This is a genomic window from Bradyrhizobium sp. OK095, assembly GCF_900109945.1.
Lineage (GTDB): Bacteria > Pseudomonadota > Alphaproteobacteria > Rhizobiales > Xanthobacteraceae > Bradyrhizobium.
Window position 1 is genome coordinate 362707 of the sequence record NZ_FOBX01000009.1, and the last position, 20158, is coordinate 382864.

The window sequence follows — 20158 nt, forward strand, 5'->3', positions numbered from 1 at the left end:
GGTCGGCGTCATTAAGGCAGCCGCGCGATCACCGCGACCGGACCGCCGCCGGCCGGTCCCTGATGCTCGGCGCCGCCGGACACGTAAACCGCGCCGGTGCCGGCAAGGCCCGCGATCAGGCCGCCGACGGCTGCGCGGGCGTGGCGGGTCGAGCTGATGTCGGTATCTTCCAGCATGGTGTGGCGGAGGCCGCGCACGGTGCCGTCAGGCGAGGCCTCGGCCTTGGCGAAGATGTTGACGAGCTCGCGGCCTGTGGCGGCTTGCGGCGCGGTGCCAAGACCCGCATCAAGCCCGACGCTCTTAAGCGCCGACACCACCGCCGGGGCATCGATCGCATCGCGCATCACGGCATGCCCGATCTCGAACGCGCTCGCCGACGACACCGAGTTGCCGAGCACGATGACGACGTTATGCATCAGCTCGATCCCCGACGAGGTCGAGGCGACGTTCGAGAACAGGTCGTAGCGCCGCAGCACGTCGTCGTCGCGGACATCGGGCGCGATCTCGCCGAGCGCGACGCCAACGCCGAGCGCGGAAGCGCCGCGCGAATAGGCCATCGAGCTATAGGCGCTCGTCGTCACCGTCTTGTTGCCGCGCGCAGCGGCCGCCTCGACGCGCTCGCTGGTGAGCAGCGGGCACTTGATCTGGACGAAATGGACATCGGTGGCATCATTGATGCCGGCATCCGCCATCGCGGCCTTCACCGCCTTGGCCGTCTCGGTGATCTGTGCGGACCGGCCGATCTCTTCAGGCAGGAAATCGCGCGTATGTGCCATACCGATGCTCAGCCGCTTGCCGGACAGGCCTGCCGGCCGTGCTTCTACGTCCTGGCGCGTGAACACCGTGATGTGCGGGCTGAGCACGCCCTCGGTGCCACCGGACATCACAAAGGCGATGCGCTGCTCGACCTCATGCGCCGTCAGGCCGAGCTGCGGCGCCAGCGCCGTGCACAGCGCCGCGACGGCATACTCCCGGGTAAAATCGTTGACGCCGCCATTGCCCTCGGTCTTGCCGAGAATGGCGAGGATTGATTGGGGATCGATGGCGCCGGAGCCGATCATGGCCATCAGGCCGGAAACGTCGCCGGGACCCCTGGTGGCGACCTTGAAGACGCCGACCGAAGTGGTGCGCATTGGTAGTCCTCAGTTCGGTGGTCCGGCGGGTCAACCAGCCGTGGAACCGGGGTGGGTGTCAAGCCCGTAGCCCGGATGGAGCGCAGCGTAATCCGGGGCCGGTATTGCTTGTGGCAAGAACCCCGGATTGCGCTACGCTCCATCCGGGCTACAAGACCTTGCGTTGCCCGTCGGGCAAAACACCCGATCCACAGGTCAATCTGCTCGCACAAAAATATTCCACTTTACCGAAATTCGGCTTTGGCGTATTTGTGCTGCACCTCACCCCCTGGTCAGAGGGGCGTATCGCGATCGTCACGAACGCGGGGTGAGCCGTGGTGGACGTTGGCGACACCGGCGCGAAGGGTTTTGCAGGGCGGGCAACCGTGAGCGAAAGACCTCGCGCATACGACCGGTGTGATCGGCGTACGGTAAAACCGTGTCGTCCTGACGCCCGGGGTCTGTGCGTCAAGTCTTGCGGTGATGTGGCGGCCCGACCGGGCACGCGCGTCAGTTATCGGCAAGGCGACGGGGGCAATAGTGCATCGCTCCCCGGGGAGAGCTCGGCATAAGCCGTAAAACCACTGCGCAGGGAAGGCCGGATGTTAGGCTTCACCTGTATGCCGCTGTGCAGCTTCTTGTTGCCATTTTCGCACAGTGGACCGTGGGTGCCCGGCCGGCACCCGGTCTTCCCTGCGCCCTCTGACAGAGGAGGGTGACGTGACCAGGCAAAGCTCGGGCAAAGCAAGCCGCGAGGACGCGAAGGCGTGTCTGCGCATCCTACAAGTGCATGTCAGAAAAATGCGATGTCGCCTCATACTCCGTCATTGCTTCGCTGCGCTCGCAATGACGAGGAGGAGAGCGCGCGCGATACGCGCCGCTCTCGTGCCCCGGACGCGGCGCATCACGAAGTGGTGCGCCGCAGAGCCGGGGCCCATGTCGCGGCATCCTACCATGCCGCATGGGTCCCGGCTCTGCGCAGCAGCGTTGCACGCTGCAGCGCGTCCGGGACACGAGAGTAGGGCCACCGCCGCGGCAAAATCGACGATTGTGGCGAGAACGCATCGGTTCAACAAAAAATCCTCTGTCGACGGTTGCGCGCCGCACCTTGATGAATCAACCTTGGTTGGTCCATAAGCGGCGTCCCGCAGCCGGTGGTTCGCCCCCGCGTCGCGTATCTGGAGGGAATTCTCGCGTGGCAAATATCAACCAGAAAATTGCGCAGGAGCTTGGGGTACGGACGGAGCAGGTCGAGGCGACGGTGACGCTGCTCGACGGCGGCGCCACGGTGCCCTTCATCGCCCGCTACCGCAAGGAAGCGACCGGTGCGCTCGACGACGCGCAATTGCGCACCCTGGAGGAGCGCCTAGGCTATTTGCGCGAGCTCGAAGACCGCCGCAAGGCCATCCTCGAATCGGTCCGCGAGCAAGGCAAGCTCGATGCCGCGCTGGAAGCCTCCATTCTCGCCGCCGACAGCAAGGCGCGTCTCGAAGACATCTACCTCCCGTTCAAGCCGAAGCGCCGCACCAAGGCCGAGATCGCCAAGGAAGCCGGCCTCGAGCCGCTCGCCAATCAGCTGATGGCGGAGTCCGGCAACGATCCGAAAATCGTGGCCGATGCCTTCGTCAACGCCGAGAAGGGCGTTGCGGACGCTGCGGCCGCGCTCGATGGTGCCCGCGCCATCCTGGTCGAACGTTTCGATGAGGATGCCGACCTGATCGGTGCGCTTCGCGAGGAGATGTGGACCAACGCGCGTATGGCCTCCAAGGTGCGCGAGGGCAAGAAGACCGAGGGCGAAAAGTTCGCCGATTATTTTGAGTTCTCCGAGCCGCTGACCAAGCTGCCGTCGCACCGCATCCTCGCGATGTTCCGCGGCGAGAAGGAGGAGATCCTCGACCTGCAAATGCAGGCCGAAGCCGAGGCGCCGCCGCCGGGCGTGCCGGGCGCCTATGAGCTGAAGATCATGAAGCGGTTCGGCATTGCCGACCTCAAGCGCGCCGGCGACCGCTGGCTGATCGATACCGTGCGCTGGGCCTGGCGCACAAAAATCCAGGTGCATCTCAACATCGATTTGCGCATGCGTCTCTGGAATGCGGCCGAGACCGAGGCCGTGCGCGTGTTCGCCTCCAATTTGCGTGACCTGCTGCTGGCCGCGCCTGCCGGCACCCGCGTCACCATGGGGCTCGATCCCGGCTTCCGCACCGGCGTCAAGGTTGCCGTCACCGACGCGACCGGCAAGGTGGTCGATACCGCCGTGATCTATCCGCACGAGCCGCAGCGGCAGTGGAACGAGGCGCTGGCGATCCTCGGCAAGCTTGCGCTGAAACATCGCGTCGAGCTGATCGCGATCGGCAACGGCACCGCCTCGCGCGAGACCGACAAGCTCGCCGGCGATCTCGTCAAGGGGCTGGCAGAGTTGAAGATGACCAAGATCGTGGTGTCGGAAGCCGGCGCGTCGGTCTATTCGGCCTCGGCCTTCGCCTCGGAGGAATTGCCCGGCCTCGACGTCACCCTGCGCGGCGCGGTGTCGATCGGCCGCCGTCTCCAGGATCCGCTTGCCGAGCTCGTCAAGATCGAGCCCAAGGCGATCGGCGTCGGCCAGTATCAGCACGACCTCGGTCAGGCCAAGCTCGCCAAGTCGCTGGATGCCGTGGTCGAAGATTGCGTGAACGCGGTGGGTGTCGACGTCAACACCGCGTCGGCACCGCTTCTTGCCCGCGTGTCGGGCGTCGGCTCCGGCCTCGCGCAGAGCATCGTCGCGCATCGCGACGCCAACGGCCCGTTCAAGTCGCGCAAGGCGCTCAAGGAGGTGCCGCGGCTCGGGCCGAAAGCGTTCGAGCAGTGCGCCGGCTTCCTGCGCATCCTCGGCGGCGAGGACCCGCTGGATGCCTCCGGCGTGCATCCGGAAGCCTATCCGGTGGTGCGGCGGATTCTCGCGGCCACCAAGAGCGACATCAAGGCGCTGATCGGCAGCAGCGAGATCGTGCGCACGCTGAAGCCGAAGGATTTCGTCGACGAGACGTTTGGGTTGCCGACCGTCACCGACATTCTGCGTGAGCTCGAGAAGCCCGGCCGCGACCCGCGTCCGGCGTTCAAGGCTGCGGTGTTCATGGACGGCGTCGAGGAGATCAAGCATCTCAAGAAGGGCATGATCCTCGAGGGCACCGTGACCAACGTTGCCGCCTTCGGCGCCTTCGTCGACATCGGCGTGCACCAGGACGGCCTCGTTCACATCTCCGCGATGTCCAAGACCTACATCAAGGATCCGCGCGAGGTGGTGAAGCCCGGCGACATCGTCAAGGTCAAGGTGCTGGACTTCGAGGTCGCCCGCAAGCGCATCTCGTTGACCCTGCGCCTCGACGACGAGGTCGGTGACAAGAAGGATGCCCCCGGCATGCAGCGCGACAACAGCTCGCGAAATCCCTCCCGCATGACTTCTTCCGCGCCGCGCAAGCAGGAATCCTCCGGCGGCGGCGCCCTCGCCGAAGCCTTGCGCCGCGCCGCCGAAAAGAACGGCGGCAAGCGCGCTTAAGGCGCGCGCGGTCTTAACCTCTCCCCGTAAGAACGGGGCGAGGGAGCGAGAGAGCGTTGCCTCCCTAACACCGGCGTCAGAATCTGGCGCATTTGTAAGTTGAAGGAACACGCCCGTTCTCCTCATCTGATCTTCCTCGTGCGGCGCGGAGACCGCCGCACTGCAAGGAGGATGCTTCGATGAACAACAGGCTTCTCAAAGGCCTCACCGCGGCGGCGATCGCAGCGATGATGGCGGTCGCTTCACCGGTGCTCGCCCGTGGCGGCGGTGGAGGCGGTGGCGGTCATGGCGGCGGCTTCGGTGGCGGTGGTCACGGCGGCTTCGGCGGCGGCGGGCATTTTGGTGGCGGAATGCATGCTGGCGGCTTTGGCGGTATGCGGGCCGGCGGCATGGGTGGTGCACGTTTCGGCGGTCCCGCCTTCGGCGGCGCACGTTTCGCGCATGCGGCGATCGGGCCGCGCTTCGCCGGCGCGGGCTGGCACGGCCACCACGGCTTCTTCCGTCACAATCACTTCCGCCGTTTCGCCGTCTTCGGCTCGCCCTATTACTACGCCGGCTACAACGATGGTTGCTGGCGCAGGAGCTTGACGCCCTATGGATGGCAATGGGTCAATGTGTGCGGAGACTATTGGTAGTCGCATCGCCGTACCGCACCATTGTCGCGATCGCCATTGGGCTGTTCCGCCTTGCCCCGGAACGGGATAGTCTGATGGCGATCGTCGCGCGGAGTTTTGCATGACCGGAGGTCACCGCCGCATCCTGGTCGTCGAGGACGATCCGGAAACCGCAGGCCAGCTCGTCGAGGAGTTGACGACCTCTGGCTATGACGTCGATCTCGCCGCCACGGGCCGCGAAGCCCTCAGCCACGGCGCCGCGCGCGACTATGCCGTGATCACCATCGACCGCATGCTGCCCGACATCGACGGCATCACCGTGATGCGGCAATTGCGCGACGACGGTGTCGCCGCGCCGTTCCTGATCATCTCCGCGCTCGGCGAGGTCGATGACCGCGTCCGGGGCTTGCGCGCTGGCGGCGACGATTATCTCGTCAAGCCGTTCTCCTTCGTCGAGCTGCTTGCGCGTCTTGAAGCATTGGGCCGCCGCAGCGAAACCGTGGCCAAGGAGACGGTGCTGCGGATCGGCGACCTCGCCGTCGACCTGATAGAACGCAGCGCCAGTCGCCGCGGCCGCAAGATTCCATTGCTGCCGCGCGAATTCCAGCTGCTCGAATATCTCGTCCGCAACGCGGGCCGCGTCGTCTCCCGCGCGATGCTGCTCCAGCATGTCTGGGACCTGCATTTCGATCCCTCCACCAACATCATCGACGTCTATGTCGGCCGCGTCCGCCGCAAGGTCGACGATGCCCAGGCCTATCCCTTGATCCATACCATTCGCGGCATCGGATATTGTCTCCGTGCTCCTGGCTAAGACGCTTCGCTCCTCGACCTTCCGGCTGGCGCTGTTCGCGATCGCCGTATTCGGGCTGATCGTCGCGGCGATCATGGCCTACGTCTATTTTGGTACGATCGCCTACGTGGCAAGCAGGGTCGGCGACGCCGGCGATCACAGCGGCTTTACCGCGATGATCGAGCTTGCGATGATCGCTGCCGCCGTGCTGCTTGCGGTGCTGGCAGGGCTCGCGGCGGTGCTGGTGACGCGGCGCACGGTCGGGCGGATCGAGGAGATCAACGCCACCAGCCGCGCCATCATGCTGTCCGGCCTCGACCGGCGCATTCCCCTGCGCGGCAGCCACGACGAGTGGGATCGCGTCGCCGAAAACCTCAATCAGATGCTCGACCGTATCGAGAGGCTGATGGGCGAGGTCAAGCAGGTCAGCGACAACGTCGCCCACGATCTGCGCACGCCGCTGACGCGGATGCGCGGCCGGCTGGAGAAGGCCTATCACACGCCGCGCAACAGCGAGGCCGATGCGGCGCTGATCGGCGACACCATCGCCGATCTCGACGCCGTGCTCGGCATGTTCGCCTCGATCACGCGGATCTCGGAGATCGAGACCCGCGCCCGCCGCAGCGCGTTTCGCAGGCTCGACCTCGCGGAGATTGCTGGAGAGGTCGTCGAGCTCTACGACGCCGCCGCCGAGCAGGTCGCGACACGCCTCAGCATCAGTGGCGACCGCGAGGTTGCGATCACAGGCGATCGCGACCTCCTGTTCGATGCCGTCGCCAATCTCGTCGACAATGCGATCAAGCATGGCTGCCAGGGCGGGCAGGTGACGGTGAGCTGCCGCAGCGCCGATGGCGGCGCGGTGATCGCGATCGCCGACGACGGTCCGGGCATTCCTGCCGAGGAGCGCGATCACGTCTTCAAGCGCTTCTACCGGCTCGAGCAGAGCCGCTACACGCCGGGCAACGGACTGGGCTTGAGCCTGGTCGCGGCGGTGGCAGGCCTCCATGGTGCGGAGGTCGCGCTGCATGACAATGCGCCGGGGCTCACGGTTCGGCTCAGCTTCCCCAAGACCTCAGCAGTATAGAGCCCGTCTAGAGCTCGATCACGCCGCGGCGTGCCGCATGCGCCACCGCATCGGTGCGGCCGGTGGCATCGAGCTTGTCGAGCAGCGAGCCGACATGAAATTTCACCGTGTGTACGGAGATACCGAGCTGGCGCGCGATCATCTTGTTGGAGCCGCCTTCGGCCATCAGCGCCAGCACGTCGAGCTCGCGCTGCGTCAGCGCGATGTCCGCAGGCATGCTGCGCGGATCGCGGGCAACGATTGTTGCCGCGGCGGCCTCGCCGGGTTCGGCGAGGCGAAGCCCGGCGACAGTCCCGAGCAGCGCCGCCAGGCGATCGGCCAGCGCGGGATCGTCGATCTCCAGCGACAGGACGATCTCGGCCGTCTTGGGCTCGCTCACGCCTCCGGCCTCTCACCGACCGTGACCTTGAAGCTGACCGGCTCGCCGCCGCGGCGCACCGCGACATCGACGATTGCGCCGACGCTCGCAGGCCCCAGCGTCCGCGACAGCGCGCGCACGCCGGAGAGCTTCTGGTCGTTGACCGCGACGATCACGTCGCCCTGGCGGATGCCGGCCGCCGCCGAAGGTCCTGTCTTGTCGACATTCATCACCATCGCGCCGACGCCGTCGTCGAGCCGCACCGGCTGGAGCCCGAGGCCGAGATATCCGCGCGCGATGCGGCCGCGTGCCTCGAGCTGCGGCGCGACGCGCTGGATCGTCGCCGTTGGAATGACGAGCACGCGTCGCGGTCCGAGCACCGCCATGCCGAAGGCTTCGCCCGACGCATCGAGCGCAAGCCCGCCCTCCTGGCTCGGACGCAGGCGAATGTCGAGCTCGATCCGCGCATCGATGTCGCCGCCACGCAAGGAGCGCCAGCCCTTGCCTGATGCCGACACCATCCCGAGCGCGGCGCTCGGCGTCTCGCGGTTGGTGGCAACCACGACCGACAACGTGCCGAGGGGCGGGATGGTCGCGGCGAGCTTGACCGGCGGGCCGCTGGCCTCAGTGCGCAGCAGCGCGATGTCGGTGGTGTGGTCACGGCCGACGATCGTTGCGACCGCTCGGCTGCCGTCGGGGAGGCCGACCTCGACCTCGCCCTCGTCGGCCAGCGCCTCGTCGGCGGTCACGATCAGGCCTGCCTTCCAGACGAAGCCGGTTGAGCGGGAGCGATGCGAGTGCACGGAGACGACGGACGGCGCGGTGCGCGCCACGATCTCCGCCAGCGCGGACGACAGTGAGGACAAAGGCGTAAGGTCGGGCATGGCAGGCTCCTGTAAGCTGTCCTCAATCTGGGATGTCGCAGGCGATTGCGAAACTGGCCGGGTGGCCAGGACAGCCAATGGGACGGCACGACCCCGTGGGACCACGGCCGACGAACATGTGATTGGGAGCCGCTCACGGGAACGTGTAGCAACAGCGGAATTGCGCCCTATGGCCTGGATTTCAGCGAGACCCGACCGATGACCATCGACCTCACCCGCCGCACCCTGCTTCAACTCGCCGGCGCGACGTCGCTTGCGATGGCGGCCGCAGCCGCCGCGCGTGCCGAGGGTATTCCGCAAGGCGGCGGGCCCACCTATGCCAGCCGGACACCGATGCATGTCGGCATGGTAACGCTCCGGGTCAAGAACCTCGACACGGTGGCGGACTACTACCGCGACGTGATCGGACTCGCCGTGATGGAGCGTTCGGCGACAGCTGCAAAGCTCGGCACGGCCGGCATCACGCTGCTCGTGCTCGAGGCGCGCCTTGATGCCGTGATCGAGCCGCGCAATGCCGCAGGCCTCTACCACACCGCCTTCCTGATGCCGACCCGCAAGGATCTCGCGCGCTGGCTGGTGCATGCCGCTTCGCATCGCGTGCAGCTGTCGGGCTTTGCCGATCACCTCGTCAGCGAATCTGTTTACCTCGATGACCCCGAAGGCAACGGCATCGAGGTCTATGCCGACCGCGCTCCCTCGCAATGGCAGTGGAGCGAGGGCAGCGTGAAGATGGCGAGCGACGAGCTCAACATCCCCGATCTGCTGTCGCTGACCAATACGCGCGTCGCCGATTATGCCAGGGCGCCGGACGGAATGCGCATCGGCCACATGCATCTGCGCGTCGGTGATCTCACGGAAGCCGAGCGCTTCTATCACGGCACGGTCGGCCTCGACCCAACCCGCAGCCGCAACGGCGCTGCGTTCCTGTCGTCTGGCCGCTACCATCATCATCTCGGCATGAATGTCTGGCAGAGTCAGGGCGCCGGTCAGCGCGACGATTCGACCACGGGCCTTGCCTGGTTCTCGCTGGTGACGGAGAAGCAGGACATTCTCGCCGCCCAGGAGGAGCGCCTGCGCAAGGGCGGCACGCAAGTCACAGCGCTTGCGGATGGCGTGGAGGCGATCGATCCCTGGGGAACGCGGGTGCGGCTGCTCAAGGTTTGATCCAAGGCGCGCGCATTGGTAATAACCGGAGAGTGCAGCTCATTTTCCGGGACCCGCGCGACATGACCGACTTCCACGGCGTCTTCCCCTACCTCGTCTCGCCCGTCGATGCCGATGGTGCGGTCCGCACCAACGTGTTCGCAAAACTCTGCGACGATCTGATCGGCGCCGGCGTCCACGGGCTGACGCCGCTGGGCTCGACCGGCGAATTCGCCTATCTCAATGCCGCGCAGCGCAGCGCGATCGTGCGGACCACGATTGAGGCTGCGAAGGGCCGCGTGCCCGTGGTGGCCGGCGTCGCCTCCACCTCGACGGCGGACGCAGTCGCACAGGCGAAGGCCTATCAGAAGCTCGGCGCCAACGGCATTCTGGCGATCCTGGAGGCCTATTTCCCGCTCGCGGATGCCCAGGTTGAATCCTATTTCCGCGCCATTGCGGATGCCGTGGACATTCCCGTCGTCATCTACACCAATCCGCAATTCCAGCGTTCCGATTTGACGCTGGACGTGATCGCACGCCTCGCCGAGCACCCGCGCATCGGCTACATCAAGGACGCCTCGACCAACACCGGCCGGCTGCTCTCGATCATGAACCGCTGCGGCGATGCCTTGCGCGTGTTCTCGGCCTCCGCCCATATCCCGGCCGCGGTCATGCTGATTGGCGGCCAAGGCTGGATGGCGGGGCCCGCCTGCATCATTCCGCGCCAGAGCGTCGCGCTCTATGACCTCTGCAAGGCCGGCCGCTGGGACGAGGCCGTGGTGCTCCAGCGCAGGCTGTGGCGGATCAACGAAGCCTTCGCCCGCTTCAATCTCGCGGCCTGCATCAAGGCGGGGCTCAGCCTCCAGGGCTACGATGTCGGCGACCCCGTCCCGCCGCAGGCGCCGCTGACGGCCGATGCGCGCAAGGTCGTGGAAGCGGCGCTAAAGGCGCTGGCGTAGCTGCCATCCCGGGGCGTCCGCATGCCGAAATCGCGGATATCCCGCCCAAAACCGCGGCTGGTATGCCTCCGGTCGATCCGCTAAAAGGCACCCCGCAGTTTTGACTTAAGGGACCTAGCGGAATGAACATTCTTCCCGGCAATTTGCGTTTCGGAGCGGGCCAGCCCGTCAAGCGTTTGGAAGACCAGCGGCTGCTCACCGGGAAGGGGCAATTCATCGACGACAAGCCGGAGGACGGCGCGCTGTGGTTGCATGTGCTGCGCTCGCCGCACGCCCACGCGAAGATCGTGTCGATCGATACCAACGCAGCGGCCGGCATGCCCGGCGTCACTGCGATCTATACCGGCGCCGACCTCGTCAAGGACGATGTCGGCACCATCCCGACACTGAGCATCTTCAAGCGCCCCGACGGCAAGCCGATGACGGTGCCGCCCCGCCGCCTGCTCGCCCATGAGATCGTGCGTTACACCGGCGAGGCGGTGGCCGCGGTGGTGGCGTCCTCGCGTGCAGAGGCCCAGAGCGCGGCCGAGGCGATTGTGGTCGAATACGACGTGCAGCCCGCGGTGGTCGATCCGGTCGAGGCGGTAAAACCCGGCGCGCCCGTGGTGTGGCCGGAGGCGCCCGACAACATCGTCGGCGCGATGGCTTACGGCGATGCGGCCAAGGTGGACGAAGCCTTTGCCACAGCCGCACACACGGTCGAGCTCGACATCATCAGCCAGCGCCTCGTGCCGTCCGCGATGGAGCCGCGCTCGACCATTGCCGAGATCGACAAGAAGACCGGGCGTCTCCTGCTGCACGTGCAGACACAGACGCCGGCCTCGACCCGCGACGTGCTGGCCGAAGCCGTGCTCAAGCGTCCCAAGGACAGCGTCCGCGTGCTGGTCGGCGATATCGGCGGCGGCTTTGGCCAGAAGACCAATCTCTATCCGGAAGACGGCATCGTCGCTTACGCGGCAACCAAGCTGAACAAGAAGATCCGCTGGCGCGGCGACCGCACCGACGAATTCGTCGGCGGCACCCATGGCCGCGACCTCACCTCGACAGCCTCGTTCGCGCTGGACGAGAAGGGCAAGGTTCTCGCTTATCGCGTCAAGTCGATCGGCTGCACCGGCGCCTACTCCTCGGGTGCTGCGAACATCATCCCGCTCGTGCTCGGGCCGTTCGTGCAGACCGGCGTCTACGATCTGCCGCTGGTGCATTTCGAGGTGCAGTCGGTGATGACCCACACCGCGCCGGTCGGCGCCTATCGCGGCGCGGGTCGTCCCGAGGCCGTCTTCATCGTCGAGCGCCTGTTCGACGCCGCCGCGCGAAAAATCGGTATGGACCCACGCGCGATCCGCAAAGCCAACTATATCAAGCCGACGCAGCTGCCCTACACCAACGCCGCGGGGCAGGTTTATGATTCCGGCGCGTTCGCGCACATACTCGATCGCGCAGTGAAGCTTGCCGATTGGGACGGCTTTGCCGCGCGCAAGAAGGCTGCGAAGAAGAAGGGTCTGCTCTACGGACGGGGGCTCACCTCCTATATCGAATGGACCGGCGGCCGCGCCCACACCGAGAAGGTCAGCCTGCACGCGACCTCGCAGGGCCGCGTCGTGCTGCATTCCGGCACCATGGCGATGGGGCAGGGACTTCAGACTACCTATACCCAGATGATCTCCGACACGCTCGGCATTGCCATGGACAAGATCGACGTCGTGCAAGGCGACACCGATCTCGCCATGGGCTTTGGCAGCGTCGGCTCGCGGTCGCTGTTCGTCGGCGGCACGGCGGTCGCGGTCTCGTCGAATGACCTGATCCAGAAGGCGCGCGAGAAGGCGGCGAACGTGCTGGAGACCTCGGTCGAGGACATCGAATATCAGGGCGGCATGCTGACCGTGGTCGGCACCGACCGCCGCATTAGCCTGTTCGACATCGCCGAGAAGGAAGGCGGCGCCAAGCTCAGCGTCGATTCGGAAGGCGAGGTCGACGGTCCGAGCTGGCCGAACGGCACGCATATCTGCGAGGTCGAGATCGATCCGGAGACCGGTGTCTCCAAGGTCGTGCGCTACACCACCGTCGACGACGTCGGCGTCGCCGTGAACCCGATGCTGGTGACCGGCCAGATCCATGGCGGCGTCGCTCAAGGCATCGGTCAGGCGCTGTACGAAGGCGTTTCCTATGATGCCGACGGTCAGCTCCTCACCGCGAGCTACCAGGACTATTGCATCCCGCGCGCGGACGACGTGCCGCCGATCGTGGTGACGCTGGATGATTCCGCACCCTGCCGCACCAATCCGCTCGGCGCCAAGGGCTGCGGCGAATCCGGCGCCATCGGCGGCCCGCCCTGCGTCACCAACGGCGTGATGGATGCGCTCGCCGAGCTCGGCATCACCCAGTTGAATACGCCGCTGACGCCGCAGAAGATCTGGAAGGCGATCAAGGACGCGAAGGTGGGCGCGTAATACTCCGCTGTCGTCCCGGGGCGCGCGCAGCGCGAGCCCGGGACCCATAGCCACAGGGAGTGGTTGTGGCGCGAGCTGGCAACTCCGAGTCCCCGTGACCACGTCCGCATGTGGTTATGGGTCCCCGCCTTCGCGGGGACGACACCGAGCGTGCCGCACCGGCTCGGGCTCAAATTCCCAGCATCATCTTCGCAATAATATCGCGCTGGATTTCCGACGTGCCGCCGAAGATCGTGTACGCTCGCCCGTTGAGATATTCCGGCACCATTGTCAGCATGTCCTCAGGCGTCGCCGGCTCGTGGTTGAGCTTGTACAGCGGGCGCATCGGCTCGACCGCGAGGGCGTCGTGGCCGATCACGTCGACGCCGAGCCGCGTCACGGCCTGCCGAATCTCGCTGTTGCGCAGCTTCAGGATCGACGACACCGCACCGGGGTTCTGCCCGGTCTGCAATGCCGAGAGCACGCGCAGCTCGGTCATTTCAAGCGCGTCGATATCGACCTCGACCTCCGAGATGCGTGTCGCGATATCGGGACTGTCGATGGCGCGCCCTGTCAGGTCCGACTCGGCGAGCTCCGCGATCGCCTTCAATCCCTCGCGCAGCTTCGCTGACGCAATGCCGGAGCCGCGCTCGAACTCGAGCAGATATTTGCCGTAGGTCCAACCCTTGCCTTCCTCGCCGACACGGTTGGCGACGGGCACGCGGACGTCGTCGAAGAACACCTGGTTGACCTCATGGTCGCCGCCGATGGTGAGGATGGGGCGCGTGGTGATGCCCGGCGTTGTCATGTCGATCAGCATAAAACTGATGCCGTCCTGCTGCCGCGGCCCGTCGCTGGTGCGCACCAATGCGAACATGCGGTTGGCGTGGTGCGCATGCGTGGTCCAGATTTTCGTGCCGTTGACGATGTAGTCGTCGCCATCGCGCACCGCGCGCGTCTTCAGCGAGGACAGGTCGGAGCCGGAGCCCGGCTCCGAATAGCCCTGGCACCAATAATCCTCACCGGAGAGAATTCGCGGCAGATAGAAGTTTTGCTGCTCCGGCGAGCCGAAGCCGATGATGACGGGCCCGACCATCTTCACGCCCATCACGTTGACATTGGGTACGCCGGCCCGCGCGCTTTCGGTCTCGAAAATCCAGCGCTGCGCCGGCGTCCAGTCAGGGCCGCCATGGTCGACGGGCCAGCCCGGAGCGCCCCAGCCCTGCTTGTGCAGCGTGCGTTGCCACGCCATGCCGATATCAGGATCGGAAAACACCGACGGCGTCAGCGCGGTGGCGCGCTTCATCTCCTCGGTGAGGTTCTTGGCAATGAAGCCGCGCACCTCGTCCTGGAAGGCGCGCTCGTCAGTGTTGAACGACAGGTCCATGATGCGCTCCTGGTGTCAGGTGGTCCGGCCAAGCTGGGCGTGGCGGCTATAATGATGCGCGCTGCCGCCGAACAGCGTGTCGAAGGCGACGAGCCGCTTGAAATAGGAGCCGACCTCAAGCTCCTCGGTGACGCCCATGCCGCCATGCAGCTGGATCGACTGTTCGCCGACGAAGCGCGCGCATTTTCCGATTTTTGCCTTCGCGCCCGACGCTGCTCGCGCGCGTTCGACCGGCGCGCTGTCGGCCTTCAGAGCGGCCCGCAGCGCCATCGAGCGCGACTCGTCGACCTGCATCGCCATATCGGCGAGGCGGTGGCGGACCACCTGGTTGGCCGAGAGCGGGCGGCCGAACTGTTTTCGGATCTTGGTGTACTCAAGCGTGGTGTCGAGCAGTGTCTGCATGATGCCGACGGCTTCTGCACCGAGTGCAGCCATAGCGCGGTCGACAGCCCATTCGATCGTGGACACTGCGTCGTGGCCGTCGCCGAGCATGGCGTCCTCCGGCAGCTCCACGCCTGATAGTTCGATGTTGCAGGCCCGTCCGCCGCCCAGGCGTTCATAGTCGCTGATCGCAACGCTCGGCGTCTTCACCGGCACCAGAAACAGGCCGATCCGTCCCGACGGCCCCTGATGATCATGAATATGTGCGGAGACGATGATCTCGTCGGCGGCATGGCCGTCAAGCACCGTGATCTTGCTGCCGGCAAGGCGCCATCCTTGCGCCGTCTTATGCGCGGTGGTCGCGACCTTGGCGAGATCGAACCGCGCCGCGCGCTCGGAATGCGCAAGTGCGAGTTTCAGCGATCCGTCCGCGATCTTCGGCAGCCGCGCCTGCTTCTGCGCCGTGCTGCCGCACTTCTCGATCAGCCCAGCACCCAGTACGACCGTCGCGATATACGGCTCCGACACCAGCCCGCGGCCAAACGCTTCCATCAAAATGCCGATCTCGACCGCACCGCCGCCGAGCCCGTCAAATTCCTCCGGGATCGGCAGCGCCAGCCAGCCGAGCTCGGCGAATTGTTTCCACACCGCCGGACTGAAACCGAGCGGATCCTTCGCCATCTTGCGGCGGTGGTCGGCATCGTAGCTTCCGGCCACGAAGCGTTCCGCGCTCTCGCGCAGCAGCCGTTGCTCGTCACTGAGATTGAGATCCATGTTCTACTCCGCGGCCGCCGGCGGCTTGCGCACGGAGGGATGCAGCCCGGATGGATCGACCACCATGCCGAACTCCTGAAGATTGTGGGCGTGACAGAGCTGATGCAGCGCAAAGGCCTGATCGATCGCGGCCGGCTGGCCCATCACGTCGACCGAACGGTTCACCGCCTCCTTGGTCAGTTTTAGCGCAAACGACGGCTTTGATGCGATTTTGCGCGCCAGCTCCAGTACGCGCGCTGAAAGCTCCGCGCGCGGTACGACGCGATTGACCATGCCGAGTTGATGCGCCTCTTGCGCACTCCAGCTGTCGGCCGTGAACAAGAATTCCTTGGCCTTGCGCGGCCCGAGCTCCCAGGGATGCACGAACCATTCGACGCCGCAGACGCCCATGGTGACGACGGGATCGCAGAACTGCGCATCGTCGCTGGCGACGATGAGGTCGCAGGCCCAGGCCAGCATCAGACCGCCAGCGATGCACTTGCCGTGCACCTCGGCGATGACAGGCTTCGCCAGATTGCGCCAACGCCGCGTGATCTGGAGATAGATTTCCTGCTCGCGCGCGAAGCGGCCGTGGGCATTGGCTTCGGCAAAACCGCCCCAATTTCCAATCGGCGGAAAATCGGTGCCCGCGGTATTTTTGCCGCCGGGGCGCAGGTCATGACCCGAGGAGAAATGCGGCCCATTGCCGGCGAGGATGATGACCTTGACCGCATCGTCCTGCACCGCCTCATCGAAGGCGGCGTTGAGATCGTAGGTCATTTGCAGGTTCTGTGCGTTGCGCGCCTCGGGCCGGTTCATCACGACCCGGGCAATCGTCGGCTCCGGCCGTTCCACGAGGATGGTCTCGAACGAGGACATCGCGTTCCCCTCAGCGTTTCCGTTCTTATTTTGCTTGAGTTGACTATGTCGGCCAGGGATAGGCAAGAGGCTTGCGTCAGCCGGCTGCTTTTCGCGCCGCCAGTGCGAGACGTCTGGCGTCTCGCATGTGCAATCTGGTAGTTTGCGCCCGATTCCACCGGGAGAAATTTGATGCGCAAGATCCTGACCGTGCTGGCGGCGCTGGCCTCGCTCAGCCTGACCAATTGCGGCTACAACGCGATCCAGGGCGAGGACGAGCAGATCAAGGCCAACTGGTCCGAGGTCGTGAACCAGTATCAGCGCCGCGCCGATCTCGTGCCCAACCTCGTCAACTCGGTGAAGGGCTTTGCGCAGCAGGAGAAGGACGTGCTGCTTGGGGTCACCAATGCGCGCGCCAAGGTCGGCAGCATCCAGGCGACGCCGGAGGTGCTGAACGATCCCGCGGCCTTCCAGAAGTTCCAGGCCGCCCAGGGCGAGCTGTCCGGTGCGCTGTCGCGCCTTCTGGTCGTCACCGAGAATTATCCGCAGCTCAAGTCGGATGCCCTGTTCAAGGATTTGATGTCGCAGCTCGAGGGCACCGAGAACCGCATCACGGTGGCGCGCAAGCGCTACATCGAGGCGGTGCAGGCGTATAACGTCACCATCCGCTCGTTCCCGAGCAACCTCACCGCGATGATGTTCGGCTACAAGGAGAAGCCGAATTTCTCGGTCGAGAACGAGAAGGAAATCTCGACCGCGCCGAAGGTCGATTTCAATCCGGCCCCTGCGCCGTCGAAGTAAGTGCGTCTGGCCCCCATGCGCGTCCCACCCACCACTGTCATTCCCCGCGAAAGCGGGGAATCCAGTACGCCGCGGCCTCTCCGCATCTCGCAGGCGTCTCTGGAATACTGGATCGCCCGGTCAAGCCGGGCGATGACACTGAGTGTGTGGCTCGTAGTAGCCCTCTTCTTCGCCTTCCCCGCGTTTGCCGACGTCGCCGTCCCGCAACTCACCGGCCGCGTGGTCGACCAGACCGGCACGCTCGCCAGCGGCGACATTGCCGCGCTCACGCAAAAGCTGCGTGACTTCGAGACGCGCAAGGGCAGCCAGATCGCCGTGCTGATCGTTCCGACCACGCAGCCGGAGACGATCGAGCAGTTCTCGATCCGCGTTGCGGAGGCCTGGAAGATCGGGCGCAAGAAGGTCGACGACGGTGCGATCCTTGTCGTCGCCAAGAACGACCATCATTTGCGCATCGAGGTCGGCTACGGCCTCGAAGGCGCGCTCACCGACGTCACCTCGCGCCGGATCATCGACGAGGTCATCACGCCGAAATTCAGGGACGGCGATTTCGCCGGCGGCATTTCGGCCGGCGTTGACCGGATCATCCGCATCGTCGACGGCGAACCGCTGCCGGTGCCCTCGCGCAGCGTGAATTTCGGCAATCTGGACGACATTGGCCCGCTCGTTCCGGTCACGCTGTTCGGCTCCCTCGTCATCGGCGGCTTCCTGCGCGCACTGCTGGGAAGATTGCTGGGCTCGGTCGCGACCGGCGGCCTGATCGCCGTCCTGGCTTTGCTGTTGATCGGGTCGGCCGGTCTCGCCTTGTTCGCCGGAGCCATCGGCTTTGTCCTCGCCTTCATCGCCGATCTGTTTCCGGCGTCGACGGGACGATCGGGCGGCGGTTCGTGGTCGAGCGGCTCCTCGTCCGGCGGCTGGAGCAGCGGCTCGTCCAGCGACAGCGGCAGTTTTAGCGGCGGTGGCGGCAGCTTTGGTGGCGGCGGCGCCTCGGGGAGCTGGTAGTCATGAGCATCGGGCGCATCAGTCGGCATCTGCTGCAACATCATTGGCGCGCAAAGCGCGTGTTTCCGCAAGGCGTGCTTGACCGCATCGAGCAGGCGATCCGGCAAAGCGAGGCCACGCATTCCGGCCAGGTCCGCTTCGTCGTCGAAGGCGCGCTCGACGGCCGTCCGCTGTTTAGCAATCAGCAAGCCCGCGAGCGCGCGCTCGACATGTTCGCGCATTTGCGGATGTGGGACACCGCGCACAACAACGGCGTCCTGATCTATCTCCTGCTCGCCGACCGCGACGTCGAGATCATCGCCGACCGCGGCATCGATGCGAAGGTGGGCGCCGCAGGTTGGGAGACCATTTGCCGTGCGATGGAGGCGGAGTTCGGCTCAGGCCAGTTCGAACGCGGCGTGATCGGCGGTATCGCGGCGGTGTCGCGCGAGCTGGCAAAGCATTTTCCGCCGGGCGGCCCGCACCCGAACGAGCTGCCGGATGCGCCGGTGGTGATGTAAGCGCAGGTGCGCCTACAAATTCCGTCATTGCGAGCGCAGCGAAGCAATCCAGACTACCCCCGCGGAAAGATTCCTGGATTGCTTCGTCGCTTCGCTCCTCGCAATGACGAATCAATCATCCAGCTTGTTCAAATCCCTTACGGACTGCATGATCGGCTCGAAGTTCGAGCGCGCATCGAGTGCGTCGAACAATTGCGCGGTGTCCTCCAGCAGGCCATGCGACCTTGCGATCGCAATGCGGACGTCTTCCTGCGGCGTGTCCGACAACCGTCCGTGGCCTGACAGCAGGATTTTCGAGTCCAGCCCCTTCAGCCGCTCCAGCGACTGGATGTAATCGGAAATACTCCCCGAGCCGAACACGCCCCCCATCACGCCGCCGGGCATCAGGGTGTCGGCGGCGAACAGCAGGCCCTTGTCCTGCTCGAACAGCGTGATGCAGGCCGAGGTGTGGCCCGGGGTGTACATCACGTTGAGACGGAAATTGCCGAGATCGATCAGATTGCCTTCCTCGAGCCAGATGTCGATGTTGACGGGCACGTTCGGCTCGTTGAACATTTTTCGCAGCATCGAGAAATCGTCGCGCAGCATGATCTTGTTGGCGGCGAGGCGATGGGCGGCGACGAAGGTGCGGCGCTCGTTGAAGTGCCAGGCGGCGCCGATATGGTCGAGATGCTCGTGGCTCAGCACCACCATGTCGATTTTCTCCGGCGGGCAGCCTGCGAAAGTCAGGCACTCGACCATTGCCGGATAATTGGACGACAGTCCGACGTCGATCAGGATGGTGCGCGCCGAGCCGCGCACGAGATAGGCGTTGGCGGCGCGATTGGCGAAGCGGAGCTGGAAGACGTCGTCCGCGGCCTGGATCAGCGAACAAATGTCGTTCTTCATCAGGATCGGAAACGAAGTGGGCTTGCGCTCGCTCATGACTGTGCCGCCCCATAGGTGACGGCGTTGGATACGCGCAGCCGCTTGGAAAGCGCGTCCATCACCATCAGCGCGAACGCCGGCTGCTGGCTGACGAGATAGACGAAACGGGCGTGGTTGATCCGCATCACCTTGGTGTTCGGCGCCGATGCGATCGCGGTTGCCGAGCGCGCCGAGCCGTCGATCACGGCCATCTCGCCGAAGAACTCGCCCTTGCCGAGCTTGATGATGCTGGTCTTGCTGGCGCCGTTCATCTTGGCGATCTCGACCTCGCCGTCGAGCACGACGAACAGCTCGCGGCCGGTCGAGCCCTCCTCGAAGATGACGTCATCGACACCAAACGCGTTGATGCATTTCTCGATCGTCATGACACCCCCAATAAGGCCTTCTGGCTGACGGGATAGGCCATGTTAGCCGGGGAACCATGACGGGCAAACAACCCGTTTGCCCGGGCAGGCGCCTACCGCAGGGCAGCATCGGCTGACAATTTGTTGCACGCCGCCACGCCGGTTCCACTTTCCCGACCCAATTCGGCCTCGGACGAGTTCCTAAAATTTCGGTAAGCGGGTCCCGAGGTAAGGATTTCGCAAGCAATGAAAGTTACCAAAAAGTCAACCGAGACTGGAGTATTTGAGCCGTGAGCGAAC

18 protein-coding genes are annotated in these 20158 nt (G+C 65.4%); 10 read left to right on the forward strand and 8 right to left on the reverse strand.

Features of this window, described 5'->3' with window-relative positions:
* Positions 1-11: 11 nt before the first annotated feature.
* Positions 12-1133: a cyanuric acid amidohydrolase gene (gene atzD, locus BMW89_RS24995; protein WP_092029677.1), complete on the reverse strand. Its 1122-nt coding sequence runs from the start codon at positions 1131-1133 to the stop codon at positions 12-14.
* 1174 nt (positions 1134-2307) lie between these two features.
* Here atzD and BMW89_RS25005 point away from each other — a divergent pair.
* The 4 genes from BMW89_RS25005 to BMW89_RS25020 all read left to right on the forward strand — a co-directional run bounded on the left by BMW89_RS25005 (position 2308) and on the right by BMW89_RS25020 (position 7135).
* A complete protein-coding gene (locus BMW89_RS25005) occupies positions 2308-4644 on the forward strand; it encodes a Tex family protein (protein WP_092029678.1) in 2337 nt (778 codons plus the stop codon).
* 179 nt (positions 4645-4823) lie between these two features.
* Positions 4824-5279, forward strand: a complete 456-nt coding sequence (locus tag BMW89_RS25010; protein ID WP_092029679.1) for a hypothetical protein — start codon at positions 4824-4826, stop codon at positions 5277-5279.
* Positions 5280-5379: 100 nt separating this feature from the next.
* On the forward strand, positions 5380-6072 hold the full coding sequence (locus tag BMW89_RS25015; protein ID WP_092029680.1) for a response regulator transcription factor: 693 nt from the start codon (positions 5380-5382) through the stop codon (positions 6070-6072).
* The gene (locus BMW89_RS25020) at positions 6059-7135 is read left to right on the forward strand and encodes a sensor histidine kinase (protein WP_092029683.1); all 1077 of its coding nucleotides are present in this window, start codon (positions 6059-6061) and stop codon (positions 7133-7135) included. Before BMW89_RS25015 ends, BMW89_RS25020 begins: the two co-directional genes overlap by 14 nt.
* A gap of 7 nt (positions 7136-7142) precedes the next feature.
* On the opposite strand, the gene BMW89_RS25025 is transcribed toward BMW89_RS25020, so the two are convergent.
* Entirely contained in the window at positions 7143-7514 is a 372-nt protein-coding gene (locus BMW89_RS25025) for a response regulator transcription factor (RefSeq protein WP_092029685.1), read from the reverse strand.
* The gene (locus BMW89_RS25030; protein ID WP_092029687.1) at positions 7511-8377 is read right to left on the reverse strand and encodes a S1C family serine protease; all 867 of its coding nucleotides are present in this window, start codon (positions 8375-8377) and stop codon (positions 7511-7513) included. Before BMW89_RS25030 ends, BMW89_RS25025 begins: the two co-directional genes overlap by 4 nt.
* Before the next feature lie 198 nt (positions 8378-8575).
* Between BMW89_RS25030 and BMW89_RS25035 the strand changes: the two genes are divergently transcribed.
* From BMW89_RS25035 to BMW89_RS25045, 3 genes are all read left to right on the forward strand, one after another.
* A complete protein-coding gene (locus BMW89_RS25035; protein ID WP_092029689.1) occupies positions 8576-9541 on the forward strand; it encodes a VOC family protein in 966 nt (321 codons plus the stop codon).
* 62 nt (positions 9542-9603) lie between these two features.
* Complete coding sequence (locus BMW89_RS25040) at positions 9604-10479, forward strand: dihydrodipicolinate synthase family protein (RefSeq protein WP_092029791.1); 876 nt, start codon at positions 9604-9606, stop codon at positions 10477-10479.
* Between the two features lie 122 nt (positions 10480-10601).
* On the forward strand, positions 10602-12926 hold the full coding sequence (locus BMW89_RS25045; protein ID WP_092029691.1) for a xanthine dehydrogenase family protein molybdopterin-binding subunit: 2325 nt from the start codon (positions 10602-10604) through the stop codon (positions 12924-12926).
* Positions 12927-13095: 169 nt separating this feature from the next.
* On the opposite strand, the gene BMW89_RS25050 is transcribed toward BMW89_RS25045, so the two are convergent.
* The 3 genes from BMW89_RS25050 to BMW89_RS25060 are packed head-to-tail and all read right to left on the reverse strand — an operon-like array spanning position 13096 to position 16305.
* Complete coding sequence (locus BMW89_RS25050) at positions 13096-14292, reverse strand: acyl-CoA dehydrogenase family protein (RefSeq protein ID WP_092029693.1); 1197 nt, start codon at positions 14290-14292, stop codon at positions 13096-13098.
* A gap of 15 nt (positions 14293-14307) precedes the next feature.
* Entirely contained in the window at positions 14308-15447 is a 1140-nt protein-coding gene (locus tag BMW89_RS25055; RefSeq protein ID WP_092029696.1) for an acyl-CoA dehydrogenase family protein, read from the reverse strand.
* A 3-nt stretch (positions 15448-15450) separates the two neighbouring features.
* Entirely contained in the window at positions 15451-16305 is an 855-nt protein-coding gene (locus tag BMW89_RS25060; RefSeq protein ID WP_092029698.1) for an enoyl-CoA hydratase, read from the reverse strand.
* Positions 16306-16476: 171 nt separating this feature from the next.
* Between BMW89_RS25060 and BMW89_RS25065 the strand changes: the two genes are divergently transcribed.
* The 3 genes from BMW89_RS25065 to BMW89_RS25075 all read left to right on the forward strand — a co-directional run bounded on the left by BMW89_RS25065 (position 16477) and on the right by BMW89_RS25075 (position 18587).
* Positions 16477-17085, forward strand: a complete 609-nt coding sequence (locus tag BMW89_RS25065) for a LemA family protein (protein ID WP_092029701.1) — start codon at positions 16477-16479, stop codon at positions 17083-17085.
* A 132-nt stretch (positions 17086-17217) separates the two neighbouring features.
* The gene (locus tag BMW89_RS25070) at positions 17218-18087 is read left to right on the forward strand and encodes a TPM domain-containing protein (protein ID WP_177196291.1); all 870 of its coding nucleotides are present in this window, start codon (positions 17218-17220) and stop codon (positions 18085-18087) included.
* Positions 18088-18089: 2 nt separating this feature from the next.
* Positions 18090-18587, forward strand: a complete 498-nt coding sequence (locus BMW89_RS25075; protein ID WP_092029705.1) for a TPM domain-containing protein — start codon at positions 18090-18092, stop codon at positions 18585-18587.
* A 111-nt stretch (positions 18588-18698) separates the two neighbouring features.
* On the opposite strand, the gene BMW89_RS25080 is transcribed toward BMW89_RS25075, so the two are convergent.
* Both BMW89_RS25080 and BMW89_RS25085 read right to left on the reverse strand, forming a co-directional pair.
* Positions 18699-19511 carry an MBL fold metallo-hydrolase gene (locus BMW89_RS25080; protein WP_092029707.1) on the reverse strand — a complete coding sequence of 271 codons (813 nt, stop codon included), beginning with the start codon at positions 19509-19511 and terminating at the stop codon, positions 18699-18701.
* The gene (locus BMW89_RS25085) at positions 19508-19879 is read right to left on the reverse strand and encodes a Crp/Fnr family transcriptional regulator (RefSeq protein ID WP_092029710.1); all 372 of its coding nucleotides are present in this window, start codon (positions 19877-19879) and stop codon (positions 19508-19510) included. The genes BMW89_RS25080 and BMW89_RS25085 overlap by 4 nt, the downstream gene beginning before the upstream one ends.
* Between the last annotated feature and the right edge of the window lie 279 nt (positions 19880-20158).

Coding starts and splice junctions, on each gene's coding strand:
- BMW89_RS25055 (WP_092029696.1), bottom strand. CDS start 15,447: ATGGATCTCAATCTCAGTGACGAGCAACGGCTGCTGCGCGAGAGCGCG.
- BMW89_RS25050 (WP_092029693.1), bottom strand. CDS start 14,292: ATGGACCTGTCGTTCAACACTGACGAGCGCGCCTTCCAGGACGAGGTG.
- BMW89_RS25060 (WP_092029698.1), bottom strand. CDS start 16,305: ATGTCCTCGTTCGAGACCATCCTCGTGGAACGGCCGGAGCCGACGATT.
- BMW89_RS25075 (WP_092029705.1), top strand. CDS start 18,090: ATGAGCATCGGGCGCATCAGTCGGCATCTGCTGCAACATCATTGGCGC.
- BMW89_RS25045 (WP_092029691.1), top strand. CDS start 10,602: ATGAACATTCTTCCCGGCAATTTGCGTTTCGGAGCGGGCCAGCCCGTC.
- BMW89_RS25010 (WP_092029679.1), top strand. CDS start 4,824: ATGAACAACAGGCTTCTCAAAGGCCTCACCGCGGCGGCGATCGCAGCG.
- BMW89_RS25040 (WP_092029791.1), top strand. CDS start 9,604: ATGACCGACTTCCACGGCGTCTTCCCCTACCTCGTCTCGCCCGTCGAT.
- BMW89_RS25035 (WP_092029689.1), top strand. CDS start 8,576: ATGACCATCGACCTCACCCGCCGCACCCTGCTTCAACTCGCCGGCGCG.
- BMW89_RS25030 (WP_092029687.1), bottom strand. CDS start 8,377: ATGCCCGACCTTACGCCTTTGTCCTCACTGTCGTCCGCGCTGGCGGAG.
- BMW89_RS25085 (WP_092029710.1), bottom strand. CDS start 19,879: ATGACGATCGAGAAATGCATCAACGCGTTTGGTGTCGATGACGTCATC.
- atzD (WP_092029677.1), bottom strand. CDS start 1,133: ATGCGCACCACTTCGGTCGGCGTCTTCAAGGTCGCCACCAGGGGTCCC.
- BMW89_RS25065 (WP_092029701.1), top strand. CDS start 16,477: ATGCGCAAGATCCTGACCGTGCTGGCGGCGCTGGCCTCGCTCAGCCTG.
- BMW89_RS25015 (WP_092029680.1), top strand. CDS start 5,380: ATGACCGGAGGTCACCGCCGCATCCTGGTCGTCGAGGACGATCCGGAA.
- BMW89_RS25080 (WP_092029707.1), bottom strand. CDS start 19,511: ATGAGCGAGCGCAAGCCCACTTCGTTTCCGATCCTGATGAAGAACGAC.
- BMW89_RS25070 (WP_177196291.1), top strand. CDS start 17,218: ATGACACTGAGTGTGTGGCTCGTAGTAGCCCTCTTCTTCGCCTTCCCC.